Origin of the sequence: Bordetella genomosp. 9, from assembly GCF_002261425.1 — a bacterium.
In the GTDB taxonomy this organism is placed as follows: Bacteria; Pseudomonadota; Gammaproteobacteria; order Burkholderiales; family Burkholderiaceae_B; genus Bordetella_C.
Genome location: NZ_NEVJ01000001.1, coordinates 1,245,170 through 1,263,205 on the forward strand (window position 1 = coordinate 1,245,170; position 18,036 = coordinate 1,263,205).

The window sequence follows — 18,036 nt, forward strand, 5'->3', positions numbered from 1 at the left end:
CAACCTTACGCTACAGCACGTCATGACCGTCATCAAGGAAGAAGACTTCATCCAGTCCATCGCGGATGGGATCCAGTTCATCAGCTACTACCATCCCGTGGACTACCTGCGCCACCTGGCGCGCGCCTATGAGCGCGAGGAAAGTCCCGCGGCCCGCGACGCCATCGCGCAGATCCTGACCAATTCGCGCATGTGCGCCGAAGGCAAGCGCCCGCTGTGCCAGGACACCGGTATCGTCAACGTGTTCCTGAAAGTCGGCATGAACGTGCGTTTCGACACGGCGCGCAGCCTGCAGGAACTGTGCGACGAAGGCGTGCGCCGCGGCTACACCAATCCCGACAATCCCTTGCGCGCATCGGTGCTGGCCGATCCGCTGTTCGCCCGGCGCAATACCAAGGACAACACGCCCTGTATCGTCAACGTCGAACTGGTCCCCGGCGACAAGGTCGACGTGCAGCTGGCGTCCAAGGGCGGCGGTTCCGAGAACAAGTCCAAGTTCGCCATGCTCAATCCCAGCGATTCGCTGGTGGACTGGGTGCTGAAGACGGTCCCGACCATGGGCGCCGGCTGGTGTCCGCCCGGCATGCTGGGCATCGGCGTCGGCGGCACGGCCGAAAAAGCCATGCTGATGGCCAAGCAGTCGCTGATGGAAGACATCGACATGTACGAGCTGCTGCAGCGCGGCCCGCAGAACAAGCTGGAAGAGCTGCGCATCGAGCTCTACGAAAAGGTCAACGCGCTGGGCATAGGCGCGCAGGGCCTGGGCGGCCTGACCACCGTGCTGGACATCAAGATCTCCACCTTCCCCACGCATGCGGCCTCGCTGCCCGTGGCGATGATTCCGAACTGCGCGGCGACCCGCCATGCGCACTTCGAGCTGGACGGCAGCGGTCCCGCGCACCTGACGCCGCCGGCGCTGTCGGAATGGCCGGAAGTGCGCTGGGCGCCGGACTACAACAAGTCCAGGCAGGTCGACCTGAACACCCTGACCAAGGAAGAAGTCGCCAGCTGGAAGCCGGGCCAGACCCTGCTGCTGTCGGGCAAGATGCTGACCGGCCGCGACGCCGCGCACAAGCGCATCCAGGACATGCTGGCCAAGGGCGAGCAATTGCCGGTCGACTTCCGCAATCGCGTGATCTATTACGTCGGCCCGGTCGATCCGGTGCGCGACGAAGTCGTCGGCCCGGCCGGCCCCACCACGTCCACCCGCATGGACAAGTTCACCGACATGATGCTGGACAAGACCGGCCTGATCGCCATGATCGGCAAGTCGGAGCGCGGTCCGGTGGCGATCGAGGCCATCCGCAAGCACCAGTCTGCGTACCTGATGGCGGTGGGCGGCGCGGCCTACCTGGTTTCCAAGGCGATCCGCGCCGCCAAGGTGCTGGCGTTCGAAGACCTGGGCATGGAAGCGATCTACGAGTTCGACGTCAAGGACATGCCGGTGACGGTGGCCGTGGATGCGCAGGGCACGTCGGTGCATACCACCGGCCCGCGCGAATGGCAGGCGAAGATCGGCAAGATTCCCGTCGCCGTGGCCTGACGCGAAGACTCAGCGATCGCCGGGACCGGCCATTCGGTGAATGGCCTGGTCCGCGCAACGCGCCAGCAGGGCGTCCAGCGTTTCGTCCCGCAGCCGCATGTCCGGCGTCAGGTCGCGCAGGGGCAGCAGCACGAAAGCGCGTTCATGCATGCGCGGATGCGGCAGCGTCAGGCGCGGCGTATCCAGGCGCAGGTCATCGTAGAGCAGCAGGTCCAGGTCCAGGGTGCGCGGCGCGTTGCGGTAAGGCCGCGCGCGGCCTTGCTCGAGCTCGATGGCCTGCAGGGCATCCAGCAGATCCAGCGGCGCCAGCGTGGTGCGCAGGCGCGCGACCGCATTGACGAAATCCGGACCCGTGGCGTCCACCGGCGCGGACCGGTAGAAGGGCGATGCCGTGCATTCCCGGGTATCCGGCAGGGCCGCCAGCTGGCGCAAGGCGGCCCGCAGCGTGGCGGCGCCATCGCCCAGGTTCGCGCCCAGGCCGATGTAGGCAAACGCGCCGGGCGGAACCGCTCGGTCCGCCTGCATGGCGCTACTCGTCGCCGCCCTGGGCGATGACGGGCTGGCCGCCTTGGCCGCCTTGGTCGCCGCCACCGCTGCGCCGCCGCGTACGGCGCCGCCGGGGCGCGGGTTCATCGCCCTTGGCGCGGGGCGCGCGCGAGGCCTCGTCTATCATCTGGGCGCGGGTGATGTCGTCGGCATTGGCCAGATCCATCCACCATTGCGCCAGCACGCTATCGAACTCGCCCGCCGCCGCGCGCAGCTGCAGGAAATCGCAGGCCGCGCGGAAGCGCGGCTGCTCCAGCATGCGGAAGATGGTCTTGCCCACGCGCCGTTCGAAGCGCGGTTGCATGAACCAGATTTCCCGCATGTCGGAAGAAAACCGGCGCTGGATCGCCAGCTTTTCGGTCTGCTCGTCCAGCACCGAGTCCGCCGCCTGCAGCAGGGCGGGGATGGGCAGCTCGCCCTGCTTGCACAGGTCGCGCCAGCGCACTTCCACCTGCTGCCAGAGCAGCGAGGCGAACAGGAAACTGGGACTGATGGTCTTGCCGGCGCGCACGCGCGCGTCGGTGCGTTCCAGCGCCAGCTCGACGAACTGCTCGCCCTGAGGCTGCTCCAGCACGACATCCAGCAAAGGCAGCACGCCGTGATGCAGGCCTTCGGCGCGCAGCTGGCGCAGGCAGTCCATGGCGTGGCCGCAGGTCAGCAGCTTGAGCATCTCGTCGAACAGCCGCGACGCGGGCACGTTCTCGATCAGGGCGGACATGGCGCGGATCGGCGCGCGCGTTTCGTCGTCGATGACGAAATTCAGCTTGGCCGCGAAGCGCACGGCGCGCAGCATGCGCACCGGATCCTCGCGATAGCGCCTGGCGGGATCGCCGATCATGCGCACCACGCGCTTTTTCAGGTCGGCCACGCCCTGGTGGTAGTCGATGACGACTTCCGTCAGCGGGTCGTAGTACAGGGCGTTCAGGGTGAAGTCGCGGCGCGCGGCGTCTTCTTCCTGGCTGCCGAAGACGTTGTCGCGCAGGATGCGCCCATGTTCGTCCGTTTCCTGGTCGCCGGTGGCCAAGGCCCGGAAGGTGGAGGTCTCGATGATCTCCTGGCCGAAAACGACGTGGACCAGCTGGAAGCGCCGGCCGATGATGCGGGCGCGGCGGAACAGGGGGCGGATTTCTTCCGGCGTGGCATTGGTGGCCACGTCGAAATCCTTGGGCTCCATGCCGACGATCAGGTCGCGTACCGCGCCGCCGACGATGTAGGCCTCATAGCCTGCCTGTCGCAGGACTTCGCAGACCTTGATGGCATGCCGCGAAACGTTGCGGCGATCGATACCGTGGCGCTCTTTCGAAATACGCTGCGGGCCGCGCGCCGGGAATAGCCGGGCGACGAATTTTTTTATGGTTTCGGTGATCATCGAATTCAGGACTTCGCATCTTCCATGTGGGCGAACAAATTCAGCACCTGCCATCCGTTCGCCCGCGCGAGCTCGTGCAGCGCGGGACTGGGATTGGTCGCCACCGGCCGGGTGACCGCTTCGAGCAGCGGTACGTCGTTGATCGAGTCGCTATAAAAAAACGTTTCGGAGAAATCCGCAAGGGCCAGCCCCATGCTGGCCAGCCATTCCCGCACCCGCACCACCTTGCCTTCCTTGAAGCTGGGGGTGCCGGCGATGCGGCCGGTGTAGCGGCCGGCGACGTATTCCGCGTCGGTGGCGATCAGGTGCGGAATGCCGAAGGCGCGGCTGATGGGCGCGGTGACGAAATGATTGGTGGCGGTGACCACGGCGCACAGGTCGCCCGCTTCCAGGTGCTGGCGCACCAGTTGCACGGCGCTGGCCTCGATGGCGGGGCGGATGACCTGCGCCATGTATTCCTCGTGCCACAGGGCCAGCTCGAAGGGCGTATGGGCGGCCAGCAGGCCCAGCATGAACGCCGCCGACTGCTCGGCGGTCAGTTCGCCGCGGTTGTAGCGGGCCATCAGGTCTTCGTTGCGCGCGCGGGCTTCGTCCGGGTCGCCGGCGCGGCCGGTACGGGCCAGGAAATCGGCCCATTGGTAATCGCTATCCAGAGGCAGGAGCGTGTGATCGAGATCGAAGAGGGCCAGGCGTGCAGCAGTCATGAAGTAGGAGTATCCGGGTCCGCCAGCATCGCGCGCAGCAGCGGTATGGTCAGGGGCCGGCGCGTGGCCAGCGAATAGCGGTCCAGCGCGTCCAGCAGCGCGGCCAGGCGGCGCATGTCGCGCTCGTAATGCGTCAGCATCCAATTGATGACTTCCGGCGCCAGTTGCAGTCCTCGCTCGGCGGCCTGCGCGGACAGCGCCGCCAGCTTGTCGGCATCCGACAGCGGGTCCAGGCGGAACACCAGGTCCCAGCCCAGCCGGGTGCGAAGGTCTTCGCGCAGCGGCATGGCCAGGGGCGCGCGGTCCCCGGCGACGGCCAGCGCGAATGCATGCTGGGTGGCCGCCGACTCGCGCCAGCGATTGTACAAGGCAAACAGCGACGCCTGCCCGGCTTCGTCCATGCGGTGCAGGTCATCCACCGCCACGACGCGGGGCATGGGGTCGGTGGGACTGGCCTGGGCCAGGCCAGCCAGCGCGGCGGCAGCGTCCTGGGCGCCGATATAGCGGCCGCCGGGCGTCCCGGCGATGGCGCGCAGCAGATGGCTGCGCCCGCAGCCGGCCGGGCCCCAGAGGTACAGCGCATGTCCGGGCGCGAGGCGGCGCGCCGCGTCCAGCGCCTGTCCGTTGGGGCCGGGTATGTAGTTGCCGAGCGACGGAGCAGGCTCGGGCAGGACGTCTAGCAGCAGCTGGCGATTCATTTGGAGAAGCCGGGAGCCCGCCCAGGCGCGGGCCGGCCTGGCGTGGCTCGGCCTGGCGCGGCTCGGCCTGGCGCGGCTCGGCCTGGCGCGGCGCGGCCAAAACCCGCTTCGGAGGTCCGCTGGCGTAGAAAAGGTGGGCTCATCGTAAAATCAGGAAAGCTGACTTGAAAAAATCCCGCAATTTTTACACACCCCACGGTTTTCCTCATGACAAATCAACCTTCCGCCCCGCTGACCTATCGCGACGCCGGTGTCGATATCGACGCGGGTGACGCCCTGGTCGACCGCATCAAGCCGCTGGCGGCTCGCACCATGCGGCCCGGCGTGCTGGCCGGCATCGGCGGCTTCGGCGCACTGTTCGAAGTCCCCGGGAAATACCGCGAACCGGTGCTCGTGTCGGGTACGGATGGCGTGGGCACCAAGCTCAAGCTGGCCTTCCAGTGGAACCGGCACGACACCGTGGGTATCGACCTGGTGGCGATGAGCGTCAACGACATCCTCGTCCAGGGCGCCGAACCCTTGTTCTTCCTGGATTATTTCGCCTGCGGCAAGCTGGCCGTGGACACCGCCGCGGCGGTGGTCGGCGGCATCGCGCGCGGCTGCGAACTGGCCGGTTGCGCCCTGATCGGCGGTGAAACCGCCGAAATGCCGGGCATGTATCCCGATGGCGAGTACGACCTGGCCGGCTTTGCCGTCGGCGCGGTGGAAAAGTCCGCCATCCTGGACGGCAAGTCGATCCGGCCGGGCGACGCCATCCTGGGCCTGGCGTCCAGCGGCGCGCATTCCAACGGTTATTCGCTGGTGCGCAAGATCCTCGACCGTGCCGGCGCCCGGCCGGAGCAGGACTTCCAGGGCCAGCCCCTGGGCGACGTCGTCATGGCGCCCACCCGCATCTACGTCAAGCCGGTGCTGGCCGCGCTGGCGCGCCATGGGGCCGCCATCAAGGGCATGGCCCATATCACCGGCGGCGGCTTGGTCGAAAACGTGCCGCGCATCCTGCAGGCGGACGTCGCCGCCGAATTGCAGCGGGACGCCTGGAAGATGCCCCCGCTGTTCAGCTGGCTGCAGCAGCAGGGCGGCGTGGCGGACGCGGAAATGCATCGCGTCTTCAACTGCGGCATCGGCATGGCCATCGTGGTCGACGCGGCCCAGGCCGACGCCGTCGCGGCCACCTTGCGTGAGCAGGGCGAAACCGTCGACCGGATCGGCGTGGTCGTCGCCCGCCAGGGCGACGCCCCGCAGACCGTGGTTCGCTGATCGCCGCTCTCCGGCGCTAGGTCTGCGCCAGGATCCTGGCGCAGGTCCTTTCCACCTGCTCCGTCGCATCGGGGGCCAGGCTGTCCACGACCAGTCGTTCCGGCTGCGCGCGCAGCCAGGTGATCTGCCGTTTGGCAAGCTGCCGCGTCGCGGCGATGCCTTGTTCCCGCGCGGTGGGCAGGTCGACTTCGCCCTCCAGGTAGGCCCATATCTGGCGATAGCCCACGCAGCGCACCGACGGCAATCCCGTATGCAGGTCGCCGCGCGCCCGCAGCGCCGCGACTTCTTCCACGAGTCCCTGTTCCAGCATCGTGTCGAAGCGCCGCGCGATGCGCGCATGCAGCGCGGCGCGATCGGCCGGCTCCATGCTGATGGTCACATAATCGTGGTCCTGGGGTGCGGCAGCGCGCCGGAACAGCGACGACATGGGTCGTCCGCTGACGATGCACACTTCCAGGGCCCGCTGTATGCGCTGGCTGTCATTGGGCTTGAGCCGCGCCGCGGTCACCGGGTCCAGGCGCGCCAGCTCATCGTGCATCGCCGGCCAGCCCTGCTGCGCCGCCCGTGCTTCCAGTGAGGCCCGCAGGGCGGGGTCGGCCGAGGGCAGGTCATCCAGCCCTTCGCGCAGCGCCTTGAAGTACAGCATGGTCCCGCCCGCCAGCAGCGGGATGCGGCCGCGCGCGTGGATATCGGCGATCAGGCGCAAGGCGTCGGTTCGGAATTCCGCCGCCGAATACGCCTGCACGGGGTCGCGAATGTCGAGCAGGTGCTGCGGCACGCGCGCGCGCTCTTCGGCGGTCGGCTTGGCCGTGCCGATGTCCATGCCGCGATAGATGGTCGCCGAATCGACGTTGACGATTTCCAGCGGCCAGCGCCGCGCCAGCGCCAGCGTGGCGGCGCTCTTGCCGGCGGCGGTGGGGCCGGTCAGGCAGAGAATGGTGCGGCGGGTCATGCCGTGACGCGGTATCGCGGGCGCTGGTTCGGATGTCGATGTGGGTTTTGATGCATGCACTGGGTCATGCGTCTCATTGCCCGCGCAGGAAAAGCCGGTCCAGCTCCGCCACCGACCATTGCACCCAGGTGGGCCGGCCATGGTTGCATTGGTCCGCCCGCTCGGTGGCTTCCATGCGGCGCAGCAGCGCGTTCATCTCTTCGATGGTCAGGCGCCGGTTCGCGCGCACCGAGCCATGGCATGCCATGGTGGACAGCAGTTCGTTGCGTTGTTCGGTCAACAGCCGCGACACGCCGACCGTGGCCAGGTCGCGCAGCACCGCGCGCGCCAGCGATTCCACGTCGCCGCGCGCCAGCAGCGCCGGCACCGAACGCACCGCGATGGACGCCGGCCCGGACGGCCGCATGCGGAAGCCCAGCTCTTCCATCTGTTCCTCGCATTCCTCGACCAGGGCGACGTCCTTTTCCTGCGCATTGAACACCACGGGCACCAGCAGGTCCTGCCGTGGCATGTCGCGCGCATCCAGCGCGCTCTTGAGCTGCTCGTACACGACGCGCTCGTGCGCGGCGTGCATATCGACCAGCACCAGGCCGCGCCTGTTCTGCGCCAGGATATAGATGCCGTGCAACTGGCCCAGGGCCATGCCCAGGGGCTGTTCCTCGTCCATCGGCAAGCCGCCGCCGGGTGCGGGTTCGCGCAGCGACGTGGCGGCTTGCAAGCGCGCGGCGTCCGCCATGACGGATGCGTAGTCGACCAGGGCCGGCGCGTCGCGGCTGCCGAGCTGTGCGGCAGCGGCATTCGTGCCGACTTCCAGCGGGCGGTACAGGCTCTGCCAGTCGGCCGAGCCGCCGCTTGCCGGCGGCGTGTGCAGACGGAAGGGCATCTGCGTATGCGGGCGCGCGCCGGCGCCCGGACCTATGCCAGCGCCATTGCCAACGTAATTGCCAACGTGATTGCCAGCACCATTGCCATTGCCAGCCGGCATGCGCGTATCCGGAACGGCGTACGCGCCGCCGCCCATGGCCACGCCATCGCGCGCCGCCAAGGCGTCCGGCGCCTCGGCCGCTGCTGCCCCACCCGCGGCGTTCTGTCCGCCGGTCTGCGCCAGCGCATCCGCGACCGACTGGGACACGAAGCGGTGCACCGCGCCGCTGTCGCGGAAACGCACTTCATGCTTGGCCGGATGCACGTTGACGTCGACCGCGGCGGGATCGATGTCCAGGAACAGCACGTAGGCCGGCTGGCGGTCCCCATGCAGCACATCCGCATAGGCGCTGCGCAGCGCGTGGCTGACCGTGCGATCACGCACGAAGCGGCCGTTCACGTACAGGTATTGGCGATCGGCCCGCGCCCGCGCCGCGGTGGGCCGGGTGACCATGCCGCTCAAGGCGACCGGCCCCACCGCGCGGCTGATCAGCAGGCCCTGGTCGGCGAACTCCGCGCCCAGCACGTCGCGGATGCGCTGCGGCGGCTCGGCCGGCAGCCATTGGCGATGGGCGCGATCATGGTGGAACAGGCGGAACGCGATGCGGGGATGCGCCAGCGCGATGCGCTCCATGGCATCCAGGCAATGGCCGAACTCGGTCGCCTCCGACCGCAGGAATTTGCGCCGCGCCGGCACCGCATCGAACAATTGGCGTACGTCCACGGTCGTGCCGGCCGGGCCGGAGGCCGGGGCGATTTCGCCGCTGCCGGCATCGATCTGCGACGCGTGGGACGCATCGCGCGTACGGGAGATCAGGGTGACCTGCGCGACCGATGCGATGGACGCCAGCGCTTCGCCGCGGAAACCCATGGACGCCACCGCTTCCAGTTCGTTCAGCGTGGCGATCTTGCTGGTCGCATGGCGGCGCAGGGCCAGCGGCAGTTCTTCCGGCGGAATGCCGCCGCCGTCGTCGCTGACGGCGATGCGCCGGATGCCGCCGCCTTCCAGCCGGACCTCGATGGCCCGCGCGCCGGCGTCGATGGCGTTTTCCAGCAGCTCTTTCAGCACCGATGCGGGGCGCTCGATGACCTCGCCAGCGGCGATCTGGCTGATCAACAGGTCGGGCAGGGCGGTGATGGGGCGGCGGTCGGACATGGACAAGGATGACTCAGGGTTTGCGATCGATTTTAGCCGGGGTGCCGGGTCGGCTATAGTCGCGGGCTACGCCCACCCCTACTTTCCTGATTTCGCCGGCATGCTCGATCTACTGAATATGGTGTTGCACGTCGACCAGACGCTCGGGATCTGGGTCGCCAAGTATGGCGCCTGGGTCTATCTGGTCCTGTTCCTGATCGTTTTCGGCGAAACGGGTTTTGTCGTCCTGCCATTCCTGCCGGGCGATTCGCTGCTGTTCATCGCCGGCGCCTTCGGCGCATCGGGCCACATCGATCCCGTGCTGCTGGGCGTGCTGCTGATCGTGGCGGCGATCACCGGCAATACCCTGAACTATGCGATCGGGCGCTACATCGGCCCGCGGGTCTTTTCCATGAACGTGCGCTTCCTGGACCGGTCCGCGCTGATGCGCACGCACGCGTTCTACGAAAAGCACGGCGGCAAGACCATCGTGCTTTCGCGTTTCATCCCGCTGGTGCGCACCTTCGCGCCCTTCGTGGCCGGGGTGGCGGAAATGAGCGTGGCGCGTTTCCAGCTCTTCAATATCACCGGCGCCATCCTGTGGGTGGGCAGCCTGGTGGCCGCCGGATACTTCTTCGGCAACATCCCGGCGGTCAAGGAGCACCTGAACCTGATCGTGCTGGTCGGCCTGGCGGCGGCGATCGCCCCGCTGGTGCTGGCGGGGGTGTGGAAGCTGGTGCGCCGCCGGCAGGCTAGCTGACGTCGCCCACCCGCGCCAGCGGGGGGTTGGTGGTCAGGTAGCGCTGGATGCCCGTGAACATGGCCAGGGCCAGCTTGTCCTGGTGAGCCGACGATTTCAGCAGCGCTTCCTCGTTCGGATTGCTGATGAACGCCGTTTCCACCAGGATGGACGGAATATCGGGGGCCTTCAGCACCGCGAAACCGGCCTGTTCGACATCGTCCTTGTGCAGCCGGTTGATCTTCTTGATTTCCTCCAGCAGCGTGCTGCCCAGCTTCAGGGAATCGTGGATCTGCGCCGACGTCGACAGGTCCAGCAGGACTTTCGCGACCTGTTCGTCGTGTGCGCCCAGGTTCACGCCGCCGATCAGGTCGGCGGCGTTTTCCTTGTTCGCCATCCAGCGCGCCGCGGCGCTGGAAGCGCCACGCTGCGACAGGGCGAAAACCGATGAACCGCTGGCGCTGGGCTTGATCCAGGCATCCGCGTGGATGGAGACGAACAGGTCGGCGCGCACGCGGCGGGCTTTCTGCACGCGCACGTGCAGCGGGACGAAATAATCGTCATCGCGGGTCAGGTACGCGCGCATGTTCGGCTGCGAGTCGATCAGGGCCTTCAGACGATGGGCGATGCGCAATACCACGTCTTTTTCACGCAGGCCGGTCTGGCCGCTGGCGCCCGGGTCCTCGCCGCCGTGGCCGGGATCCAGCGCGATGGTCAGCATGCGCTTGCGTCCGCTGAGCTTGGGCGGCGAGTCGCTCGGACGCGGCAGCGCGACCGACGGCGGGGGCGTATTGGGCAGCGGCGCGGGAGGCGGAATCGTCGCCGTGGCCGGGCCGGGCGGATTGCGCGAAATATCGTCCAGGATGCGCGCCAGCGGGTCGTCCACGTCCGGTCCGGGCGACTTTTTCAGGATCGCCATCAGGGGATCCTGGGCCACCTTGGGATAGAGGTCCAGCACCAGCCGGAACTGGTAGTCGGCCACCGGCTTGAGCGTGAAGATCTGCGGCGCCACCGCCTGCTTCAGATCGAATACCAGGCGCACGACATTGGGACGGTTCTGCGCGATGCGCAGTGAACGGATATACGGATCGTCCTTGCGGATCTTGGCCGCCAGCTCGTTCAGAGAGTGGCTCATCGACAGGCCCTGGATATCGACGACCAGCCGGTCGGGATTTTCCAGCGTGAATTGTTCCGCCTTGAGTTCGCTGTCCAGTTCCAGCGTCACGCGGGTGTATTCGTCGGCAGGCCAGGTCCGTACCGCCAGGATGGTGGCGGCCTGGGCCAGGCGCGGAATAACGGGGAGGACGAGCAGGGTCGCCGCGGCGCCGATCAGGCGGCGTCGCGTCAGGGCGCTCCGGTGGACCGGTGCGCCGGCGGGGGGACAATCGCGTTCAGCCATAGTTGTCCTCGAGCGGTATGCGCGGTCAACGTGGCGTCGCGTCCTTGATCGGCATAAGCCAGGTGTATGTGCAGATCGGGAGGGGGCAAAAAGGCCTCCGCCCGCTCTGGCCATTCGATCAAGACGACCACATCATCCCGCAGTAAATCGCGGAATCCTGCGTCCAGCCACTCGCGCGGATCGCTAAATCTATAAAAATCAAAGTGATAGAAGTATAAGTTAGAAACTTTATAGCTTTCAAGCAGGGCATAGCTCGGGCTTTTGATCCGGCCCTTAATGCCGCTTTCTCGCAACAGCGCCCGGACGAAGGCAGTTTTCCCGGCGCCCAGGTCGCCCGAAAGGTGGATGCGGCCGCCCGGCGGCGCGATTCCGGCCCTGCCGTCGAGCAAAGGGGCGAATCGCCGCGCCAGCGCGTCGGTGGCCTGGTCGTCGGGCAGATGCAGGGTCAGGCTGCTGGAGGGGGACATGGCGCGAGGCGAGTGGTAAAAACAAGGGATTATAGGAACCGCAGGCGCCTGCCGCGCCGGCGAACAACGGAGCCGCATCACCATGAAGACCCGCACCGAAAAAGACACCTTCGGCCCCATCGATGTCCCGGCCGATCACCTGTGGGGCGCGCAGACGCAGCGGTCGCTGCAGTTCTTCGCCATCTCCACGGAAAAGATGCCGGTGCCCCTGGTCGACGCGATGGCCCGGCTGAAGAAGGCGGCGGCGCAGGTCAACGCCCAGCTCGGCGAACTGGATGGCGGCATCGCCGACGCCATCGTCAAGGCCGCCGACGAAGTCATCGCCGGCAAGTGGCCCGACGAGTTTCCCTTGTCGGTCTGGCAGACCGGCTCCGGCACGCAAAGCAATATGAACATGAACGAGGTGCTGGCCAATCGCGCCTCGGAAATCCTGGGCGGCGAGCGCGGCGAAGGCCGCAAGGTGCATCCCAATGATCACGTGAACCGCGGCCAGTCGTCCAACGACACCTTCCCCACGGCGATGCATGTGGCCGCGGCGGTGCAGGTCGAACAGCATCTGCTGCCGGCACTGAAGTCGCTGCGCGCGACGCTGGCGGAAAAGAGCGCCGCGTTCTACGACATCGTCAAGATCGGCCGTACCCACCTGCAGGACGCCACCCCATTGACGCTCGGCCAGGAATTGTCCGGCCACGTCGCGCAACTGGACCTGTCCGAACAGCAGATACGCGCGGCGCTGCCCGGCCTGCACCAACTCGCCATCGGCGGTACGGCCGTGGGCACCGGCTTGAACGCGCATCCCGAATTCAGCACGCGCGTATCGGCGCAGCTGGCGCACGATACCGGCGCGGCCTTCGTGTCGGCGCCCAACAAATTCCAGGCCCTGGCTTCGCATGAGGCCCTGCTGTTCATGCATGGCGCGCTGAAGACGCTGGCCGCCGGCATGATCAAGATCGCCAACGACGTGCGCTGGCTGGCCAGCGGCCCGCGTTCCGGCCTGGGCGAAATCAGCATTCCGGAGAACGAACCCGGCAGCTCCATCATGCCGGGCAAGGTCAACCCGACGCAGTGCGAAGCCGTCACCATGCTGGGCGCGCAGGTGCTGGGCAACGACGTCGCCATCAATATCGGCGGCGCCAGCGGCAACTTCGAGCTGAACGTGTTCAAGCCCCTGCTGATACACAACTTCCTGCAGTCGGTGCGCCTGCTGGCCGACGGCATGAACAGCTTCAACGAACACTGCGCCAAGGGCATCGAGCCCAATCACCAACGCATCGCCGAGCTGGTGGACCGTTCGCTGATGCTGGTGACCGCCCTGAACCCGCACATCGGCTACGACAAGGCCGCGCAGATCGCCAAGAAGGCGCACAAGGAAAACCTTTCCTTGAAGGAAGCGGCGCTGCAGCTGGGCCATGTGACCGAAGACCAGTTCCAGCAATGGGTGGTGCCGGGTGACATGACCAACGCCAGGCGCAAGCCGTAGGCGACGGTCCCTGGCCCTGCCGCGCGCGACGGCAAGGGCCGGACCGGTCCCCGCGGCCGCCTCGCCCGGCGGCTGCGGGGATCGTTCCCACCTCATGTAAAAGAATGCTGCTATCCTGGCGAATGTGCAGGAAGGCGCGCCGGCCCAAGAAGCCCGGCGATGCGCTTCCGCAGTCAAATCAGCCCGCGAAGGGCGGGTTGAAGAACATACAGGAGATCTCTCAAATGATGAAAATCCGCACGTTGGCCGTGGCAATCGCACTGGGCGCCGGGGCGCTGGCGTCTTCCGCCCAGGCCGCCGATAAATTTCCCAGCCACGCCATACGCGTGATCGTCCCGTTCGCGCCGGGCGGCTCCACCGACATCATCGCGCGCCTGGTCACCCAGCGCATGAGCCAGGAGCTGGGCCAGCCCATGGTCGTGGAAAACAAGGGCGGCGCGGGCGGCGCCATCGGCGCGGCCGAAGCCGCCAAGGCCGCGCCCGATGGCTATACGCTGTCCATCGCCACGGTGTCGACCATGGCCGTGAACCCGGCCTGCCGCCCCAACGACCTGCCTTACGACCCGATCAAGGATTTCCAGCCGGTCACCAACTTCGCCAATACCGCCAACGTGGTGTCGGTGAATCCCAAGAAGATGCCCGTCAAGGATTTCAAGGAATTCCTGGATGTGCTGAAGAAGAACCCGGGCAAGTATTCCTACGGCAGTTCGGGGACCTGCGGCGTGCTGCACCTGATGGGTGAGTCCTTCAAGCTGGCCACGGGCACGGACATCGTGCATGTGCCGTACAAGGGATCGGGCCCGGCGCTGGCCGACGCGGTTGGCGGCCAGATCGAGATCCTGTTCGACAACCTGCCGTCGTCCATGCCGCAGATCCAGGCCAAGGCCATCAACGCGATGGCAGTGGCGTGGCCCACGCGCATCAAGACCATGCCCGACGTTCCCACCTTCGCGGAAGTCGGTTTCCCCGCGGTGAACCAGCCGGTGTGGTACGGCCTGCTGGCGCCCGCCGGCACGCCGATGGCCATCGTCAACAAGCTGCGCGACGCTGCCGTGGTGGCGCTGAAGGATCCCAAGGTGATCAAGGCGCTGGACGAACAGGGTTCCGAGCCGTCCGGCAACACTCCCGAGGAATTCGCCAAGGAAATCAAGTCGCAGTACGACTGGGCGAAGGAAATCGTCAAGAAGCAGAACATCAAGCTGGAGTAATGGTCGCGATCGCCCGGCGCCGCCCGGGCGCGACGTGATGAAAAGCCAGGCATCGAGCCTGGCTTTTCTTTTCTACAATGCGTCATCATGAGCAAGACACGACACGTATCCGAGACGCCGGCGACGCAATTCCTGAAGCAGCACAAGGTCGCCTACACCGAGCACACCTATGACTACGTCGACCACGGCGGCGCGGGCGAGGCCGCGCGCCAGCTGCGCCTGGATCCGCACGCCGTCGTCAAGACCCTGGTGATGGAAGACGAAGCGGCGCGGCCATTGATCGTGTTGATGCATGGCGATCGCGAAGTGTCGACGAAGAACCTGGCGCGCCAGGCCGGCTTGAAGAAAGTCGGCCCCTGCCAGCCGGACGTGGCGCAACGCCATTCCGGGTACCAGGTGGGCGGCACGTCTCCGTTCGGGACGCGCAAGCGCATGCCGGTATGGGTGGAGGCCAGCGTGCTGGACTACCCGGCCATCTACGTCAATGGCGGGCGGCGGGGCTATCTGATCGGTATCGCGCCGGCGGTGCTGGTCGATCTGCTGGGCGCGCGCCCGGTGACGGTCGCGCTGGAATAGGCGCCGCCGTCAGGATTCCTGCGCGTGCGCATGGCGGCGGCGGTACTCCGCCGGCGTGATTCCCACGTGCTTGCAGAACGCGCGGCGCAGCGTATCGGCATTGGCGAAGCCGCACTCCGCCGCGACCTGCTTGGGCATGCGGGTACCGGATTCCAGCATCGATCGGGCGGCCGCCACGCGTGCGGCTTCCACCCATGACGCCGGTGTGATGCCGGTTTCCGTGCGGAACAGCCGGGCAAAATGGCGCGGGCTCAATCCCGCGTGTTCCGCCAGGCTGGCGACGTCATGCCGCAGCCCGGGATGGGCGGCGACCCAGCGCTGTACTTCCTGCAGCACCGAGCGGCCCGCCGCATGCGTTTCGCCCTTGCGGCTGAACTGCAACTGGCCGCCCGGCCGCTTGAAGAACATCACCAGCTGGCTGGCCACCCGGCGCGCGATATCGCGGCCCAGGTCTTCTTCCACCAGCGCCAGGGCCAGGTCCAGGCCCGCCGTCACGCCGGCGGCGGTGCGCAGCTTGCCGTCGCGCACATAGAGCGCGTCCTCGTCGACGGTGACCGACGGATAGGCCTGCATCAACGTCTGCACCGCGGCCCAATGGGTGGTGATGCGGCGGCCCTCCAGCAGCCCGGCCGCGGCCAGCACGAAGGCGCCGGTGCACACCGAGCCGTAGCGGCGCGCCCGGCGCGCGCTGCCGCGCAGCCATTCGATGACATCCTTGCGCAAGGCCAACTGGTGCGCGTGCGGCGCGCCGGCCACCAGCAGCGTGTCGAAGCGCTCATCCGTCTGGCCGGCGACGAGGTCCGGCAGGACCCGCACTCCGGAAGAGCTGCGCAGCGGTCCGCGCTCGTAGCCGACCACGTGCAGGTCGTAGCAATCCCGTCCGGCTTCCAGGTTCGCCTGGGCGAATACATCCAGGGGTCCCGAGACGTCCAGCAGCTGGACGCCGGGCAGGGCCAGGATGGCGATGGACTTGGCCATTCCGTCGATTCTCCCGTCATGTCCCGATCACGCGCGAAATGGCAGTATATGACGTAATCCGCCGATTGATGCCATGGCGCCGCGATTCCACAATGGCCGCACACACTCTTACGGAGCAGCAGCCATGAGCCTGACCATAGACGGCATCGCCATCCCCGACAGCCAGTTGGCGCGCGAGATCACCGAGTTGGTGCGCGACACCGAATCTTCCTTGTTATTCCATCATTCGAGCCGGGTGTACTACTTCGGCGCCCTGGCCGGCAAGCGCCGCGGCCTGGAATTCGATCCGGAACTGCTGTACGCCGGCGCCATGTTCCACGACATGGGGCTGACGCATCAGCACGCCAGCGATCATCTGCGTTTCGAGGTGGATGGCGCCAACGTCGCCCGCGACTTCCTGAAAAGCCACGGGATCGCGCCGGAAGAGATCGATCTGGTGTGGACGGCGATCGCATTGCACACGACGCCCGGCATCCCCGAACACATGCATCCCGTCGTCGCGTTGCTGACGGCGGGCGTGGAGATGGATGTCCTGGGGATCGATTATTCCGGCTTCGCCGATGCCGACCGTGAAGCCGTGGTGCATGCGCATCCGCGCGGCGACCATTTCAAGGAAGGCATCATCCAGACCTTCTACGATGGCATCAGGCACAAGCCGGACACCACCTTCGGCAACGTCAAGGCCGACGTCATCGCCGACAAGGAGCCGCACTTCCATCGCGGCAACTTCTGCAGTGTCATCCGCGATTCGGCCTGGCGTTCCTGAAGGGGACGCGAGGCCCGGCGCCGCGTGCACGGCGCCGGGGCGCGGTTTACATCATCGCGACTTCGTTCTGCACGAACTTGCGGATGCGCACGGCATCGGCAATGCGCGAATACTTGCCTTGCGAGTCGAGCAGCACGATGGCCAGCTCGCGGCCCTGCATGTTGACCAGCATCACCAGGCATTCGCCGGCTTCGTTGATGAAGCCCGTCTTCGATACCTTGATGTCCCAGTCCGCGCTGCGCACCAGCGCATTGGTATTGCGGAAGGTGCGCGTGTGGCCCTTGCCCATGTCCACGTCGTACTCGGTATCCGTGGTGTAGCGGTGGATCAGCGGCCGCTGCGCCGCCGCGCGCAGCAGGCGCGCCAGGTCGCGCGGCGACGAGACGTTTTCGCTGGACAGGCCCGTGGGCTCGACGAAGTGCGTGTCCATCATGCCCAGATCGCGCGCCTTGGCGTTCATGGCCCTGACGAAGGCCGGCATGCCGCCCGGGTAATAGCGGCCCAGGGCATGGGCGGCGCGGTTTTCCGAGGACATCAGGGCGACGTGCAGCATGTCGGCGCGCGTCAGGCGCGAACCGACGGGCAGGCGCGAAGCGGCGTGGCGCAGGCGGTCGATGTCGTCATCGGTGACCTCCAGCATCTCATCCATGGGCTGGTTGGCGTCCACCACCACCAGCGCGGTCATGAGCTTGGAAATCGAGGCGATGGGCTTGATCGTGTCTTCGTTCTTGGAGAACAGCACGGTGGACGTGGCCAGGTCCTGCACGTAGGCGACGCTGGAGCGCAAGGCCGCGGCCTGGGCCGAGGTCGTGGCCGGCGGCGCGGCGGCGGTGACCTTGCTGCGCGTGGCGGTGCTCTTGTGGGCGACGACCTTGTTGCCGGATTTGGTGGTCGTATCCGCGACCACTTCCTTGCGCACGGTCGTGTTGGTCTTGCCGCCGGGCGTTTTCTTGGCGACGGTCGTGGTCTTGCTTTCCGTCTTCGCCACCGTCGTCTTGTTGCCGGTCTTGGCGGTGGTCGTGCTCTTGGTGACGGTGGTCGTGGTGGTCTGCTTGGCCTTGGCCTTGGCCTGGGCCGCCTTGCAGGCGGAGGACTTGGCGTTGACCTTGCAAGGATCAGCTGCCGCCCGGGCGCCGGGCGATAGGAACAGGGAGGCGGCAAGCAGGACCGGCGCGGTCGCTGTTACCACTGAACGTGTCGAAAATAGCGCCATAGTTAGGACAGGTCCGAATGACTGGATCGACGCACCGTAATGGGGCGCGTCAGAAAGTTGAATCGAATTATAGGGTTAGCCT

General features: G+C 66.9%; 17 protein-coding genes. 7 read left to right on the top strand and 10 right to left on the bottom strand.

Features of this window, described 5'->3' with window-relative positions; all coding sequences use genetic code 11:
• Positions 1–22 precede the first annotated feature (22 nt).
• Complete coding sequence (locus CAL26_RS05730; protein WP_094845905.1) at positions 23–1,543, top strand: fumarate hydratase; 1,521 nt, start codon at positions 23–25, stop codon at positions 1,541–1,543.
• A 9-nt stretch (positions 1,544–1,552) separates the two neighbouring features.
• Here CAL26_RS05730 and CAL26_RS05735 read toward each other — a convergent pair whose 3' ends face one another.
• Genes CAL26_RS05735 through hda form a run of 4 tightly spaced genes read right to left on the bottom strand, consistent with a single transcriptional unit; the run spans position 1,553 to position 4,860 of the window.
• Positions 1,553–2,068, bottom strand: coding sequence for a 2-amino-4-hydroxy-6-hydroxymethyldihydropteridine diphosphokinase (locus CAL26_RS05735; protein WP_094846029.1), 516 nt, complete (start codon positions 2,066–2,068; stop codon positions 1,553–1,555).
• 4 nt (positions 2,069–2,072) lie between these two features.
• On the bottom strand, positions 2,073–3,458 hold the full coding sequence (gene pcnB, locus CAL26_RS05740) for a polynucleotide adenylyltransferase PcnB (protein WP_094845906.1): 1,386 nt from the start codon (positions 3,456–3,458) through the stop codon (positions 2,073–2,075).
• Positions 3,459–3,463: 5 nt separating this feature from the next.
• On the bottom strand, positions 3,464–4,162 hold the full coding sequence (locus tag CAL26_RS05745; RefSeq protein ID WP_094845907.1) for an HAD family hydrolase: 699 nt from the start codon (positions 4,160–4,162) through the stop codon (positions 3,464–3,466).
• Positions 4,159–4,860, bottom strand: a complete 702-nt coding sequence (gene hda / locus CAL26_RS05750) for a DnaA regulatory inactivator Hda (RefSeq protein WP_094845908.1) — start codon at positions 4,858–4,860, stop codon at positions 4,159–4,161. Before hda ends, CAL26_RS05745 begins: the two co-directional genes overlap by 4 nt.
• 207 nt (positions 4,861–5,067) lie before the next feature.
• Between hda and purM the strand changes: the two genes are divergently transcribed.
• Positions 5,068–6,117 carry a phosphoribosylformylglycinamidine cyclo-ligase gene (gene purM / locus CAL26_RS05755; RefSeq protein ID WP_086063726.1) on the top strand — a complete coding sequence of 350 codons (1,050 nt, stop codon included), beginning with the start codon at positions 5,068–5,070 and terminating at the stop codon, positions 6,115–6,117.
• 16 nt (positions 6,118–6,133) lie between these two features.
• Here purM and miaA read toward each other — a convergent pair whose 3' ends face one another.
• Together miaA and mutL are read right to left on the bottom strand one after the other, a co-directional pair.
• Complete coding sequence (gene miaA / locus CAL26_RS05760; protein ID WP_094845909.1) at positions 6,134–7,069, bottom strand: tRNA (adenosine(37)-N6)-dimethylallyltransferase MiaA; 936 nt, start codon at positions 7,067–7,069, stop codon at positions 6,134–6,136.
• 73 nt (positions 7,070–7,142) lie between these two features.
• A complete protein-coding gene (gene mutL, locus CAL26_RS05765) occupies positions 7,143–9,149 on the bottom strand; it encodes a DNA mismatch repair endonuclease MutL (protein WP_094845910.1) in 2,007 nt (668 codons plus the stop codon).
• A gap of 100 nt (positions 9,150–9,249) precedes the next feature.
• Here mutL and CAL26_RS05770 point away from each other — a divergent pair, with 100 nt between their 5' ends.
• Positions 9,250–9,888, top strand: coding sequence for a VTT domain-containing protein (locus tag CAL26_RS05770; protein WP_094845911.1), 639 nt, complete (start codon positions 9,250–9,252; stop codon positions 9,886–9,888).
• On the opposite strand, the gene CAL26_RS05775 is transcribed toward CAL26_RS05770, so the two are convergent.
• Complete coding sequence (locus CAL26_RS05775; RefSeq protein ID WP_094845912.1) at positions 9,881–11,266, bottom strand: N-acetylmuramoyl-L-alanine amidase; 1,386 nt, start codon at positions 11,264–11,266, stop codon at positions 9,881–9,883. The genes CAL26_RS05770 and CAL26_RS05775 overlap by 8 nt on opposite strands.
• Positions 11,212–11,733 carry a tRNA (adenosine(37)-N6)-threonylcarbamoyltransferase complex ATPase subunit type 1 TsaE gene (tsaE, locus tag CAL26_RS05780; protein ID WP_094845913.1) on the bottom strand — a complete coding sequence of 174 codons (522 nt, stop codon included), beginning with the start codon at positions 11,731–11,733 and terminating at the stop codon, positions 11,212–11,214. Before tsaE ends, CAL26_RS05775 begins: the two co-directional genes overlap by 55 nt.
• An 82-nt stretch (positions 11,734–11,815) precedes the next feature.
• On the opposite strand from tsaE, the gene fumC reads away from it, so the two are divergent.
• The 3 genes from fumC (at position 11,816) to ybaK (ending at position 14,997) form a co-directional block, all read left to right on the top strand.
• Positions 11,816–13,213: a class II fumarate hydratase gene (gene fumC, locus CAL26_RS05785; protein WP_094845914.1), complete on the top strand. Its 1,398-nt coding sequence runs from the start codon at positions 11,816–11,818 to the stop codon at positions 13,211–13,213.
• A 224-nt stretch (positions 13,214–13,437) separates the two neighbouring features.
• The gene (locus CAL26_RS05790) at positions 13,438–14,421 is read left to right on the top strand and encodes a tripartite tricarboxylate transporter substrate binding protein BugE (protein ID WP_094845915.1); all 984 of its coding nucleotides are present in this window, start codon (positions 13,438–13,440) and stop codon (positions 14,419–14,421) included.
• Positions 14,422–14,508: 87 nt separating this feature from the next.
• On the top strand, positions 14,509–14,997 hold the full coding sequence (gene ybaK, locus CAL26_RS05795) for a Cys-tRNA(Pro) deacylase (protein WP_094845916.1): 489 nt from the start codon (positions 14,509–14,511) through the stop codon (positions 14,995–14,997).
• A gap of 9 nt (positions 14,998–15,006) precedes the next feature.
• On the opposite strand, the gene CAL26_RS05800 is transcribed toward ybaK, so the two are convergent.
• Entirely contained in the window at positions 15,007–15,975 is a 969-nt protein-coding gene (locus CAL26_RS05800; protein ID WP_094845917.1) for a GlxA family transcriptional regulator, read from the bottom strand.
• 124 nt (positions 15,976–16,099) lie between these two features.
• Here CAL26_RS05800 and CAL26_RS05805 point away from each other — a divergent pair, with 124 nt between their 5' ends.
• Positions 16,100–16,741, top strand: a complete 642-nt coding sequence (locus CAL26_RS05805; protein ID WP_094845918.1) for an HD domain-containing protein — start codon at positions 16,100–16,102, stop codon at positions 16,739–16,741.
• A gap of 46 nt (positions 16,742–16,787) precedes the next feature.
• Here the strand turns inward: CAL26_RS05805 and pbpG are convergent, their stop codons facing one another.
• Positions 16,788–17,954, bottom strand: a complete 1,167-nt coding sequence (pbpG, locus tag CAL26_RS05810; protein WP_094845919.1) for a D-alanyl-D-alanine endopeptidase — start codon at positions 17,952–17,954, stop codon at positions 16,788–16,790.
• Positions 17,955–18,036: the final 82 nt, after the last annotated feature.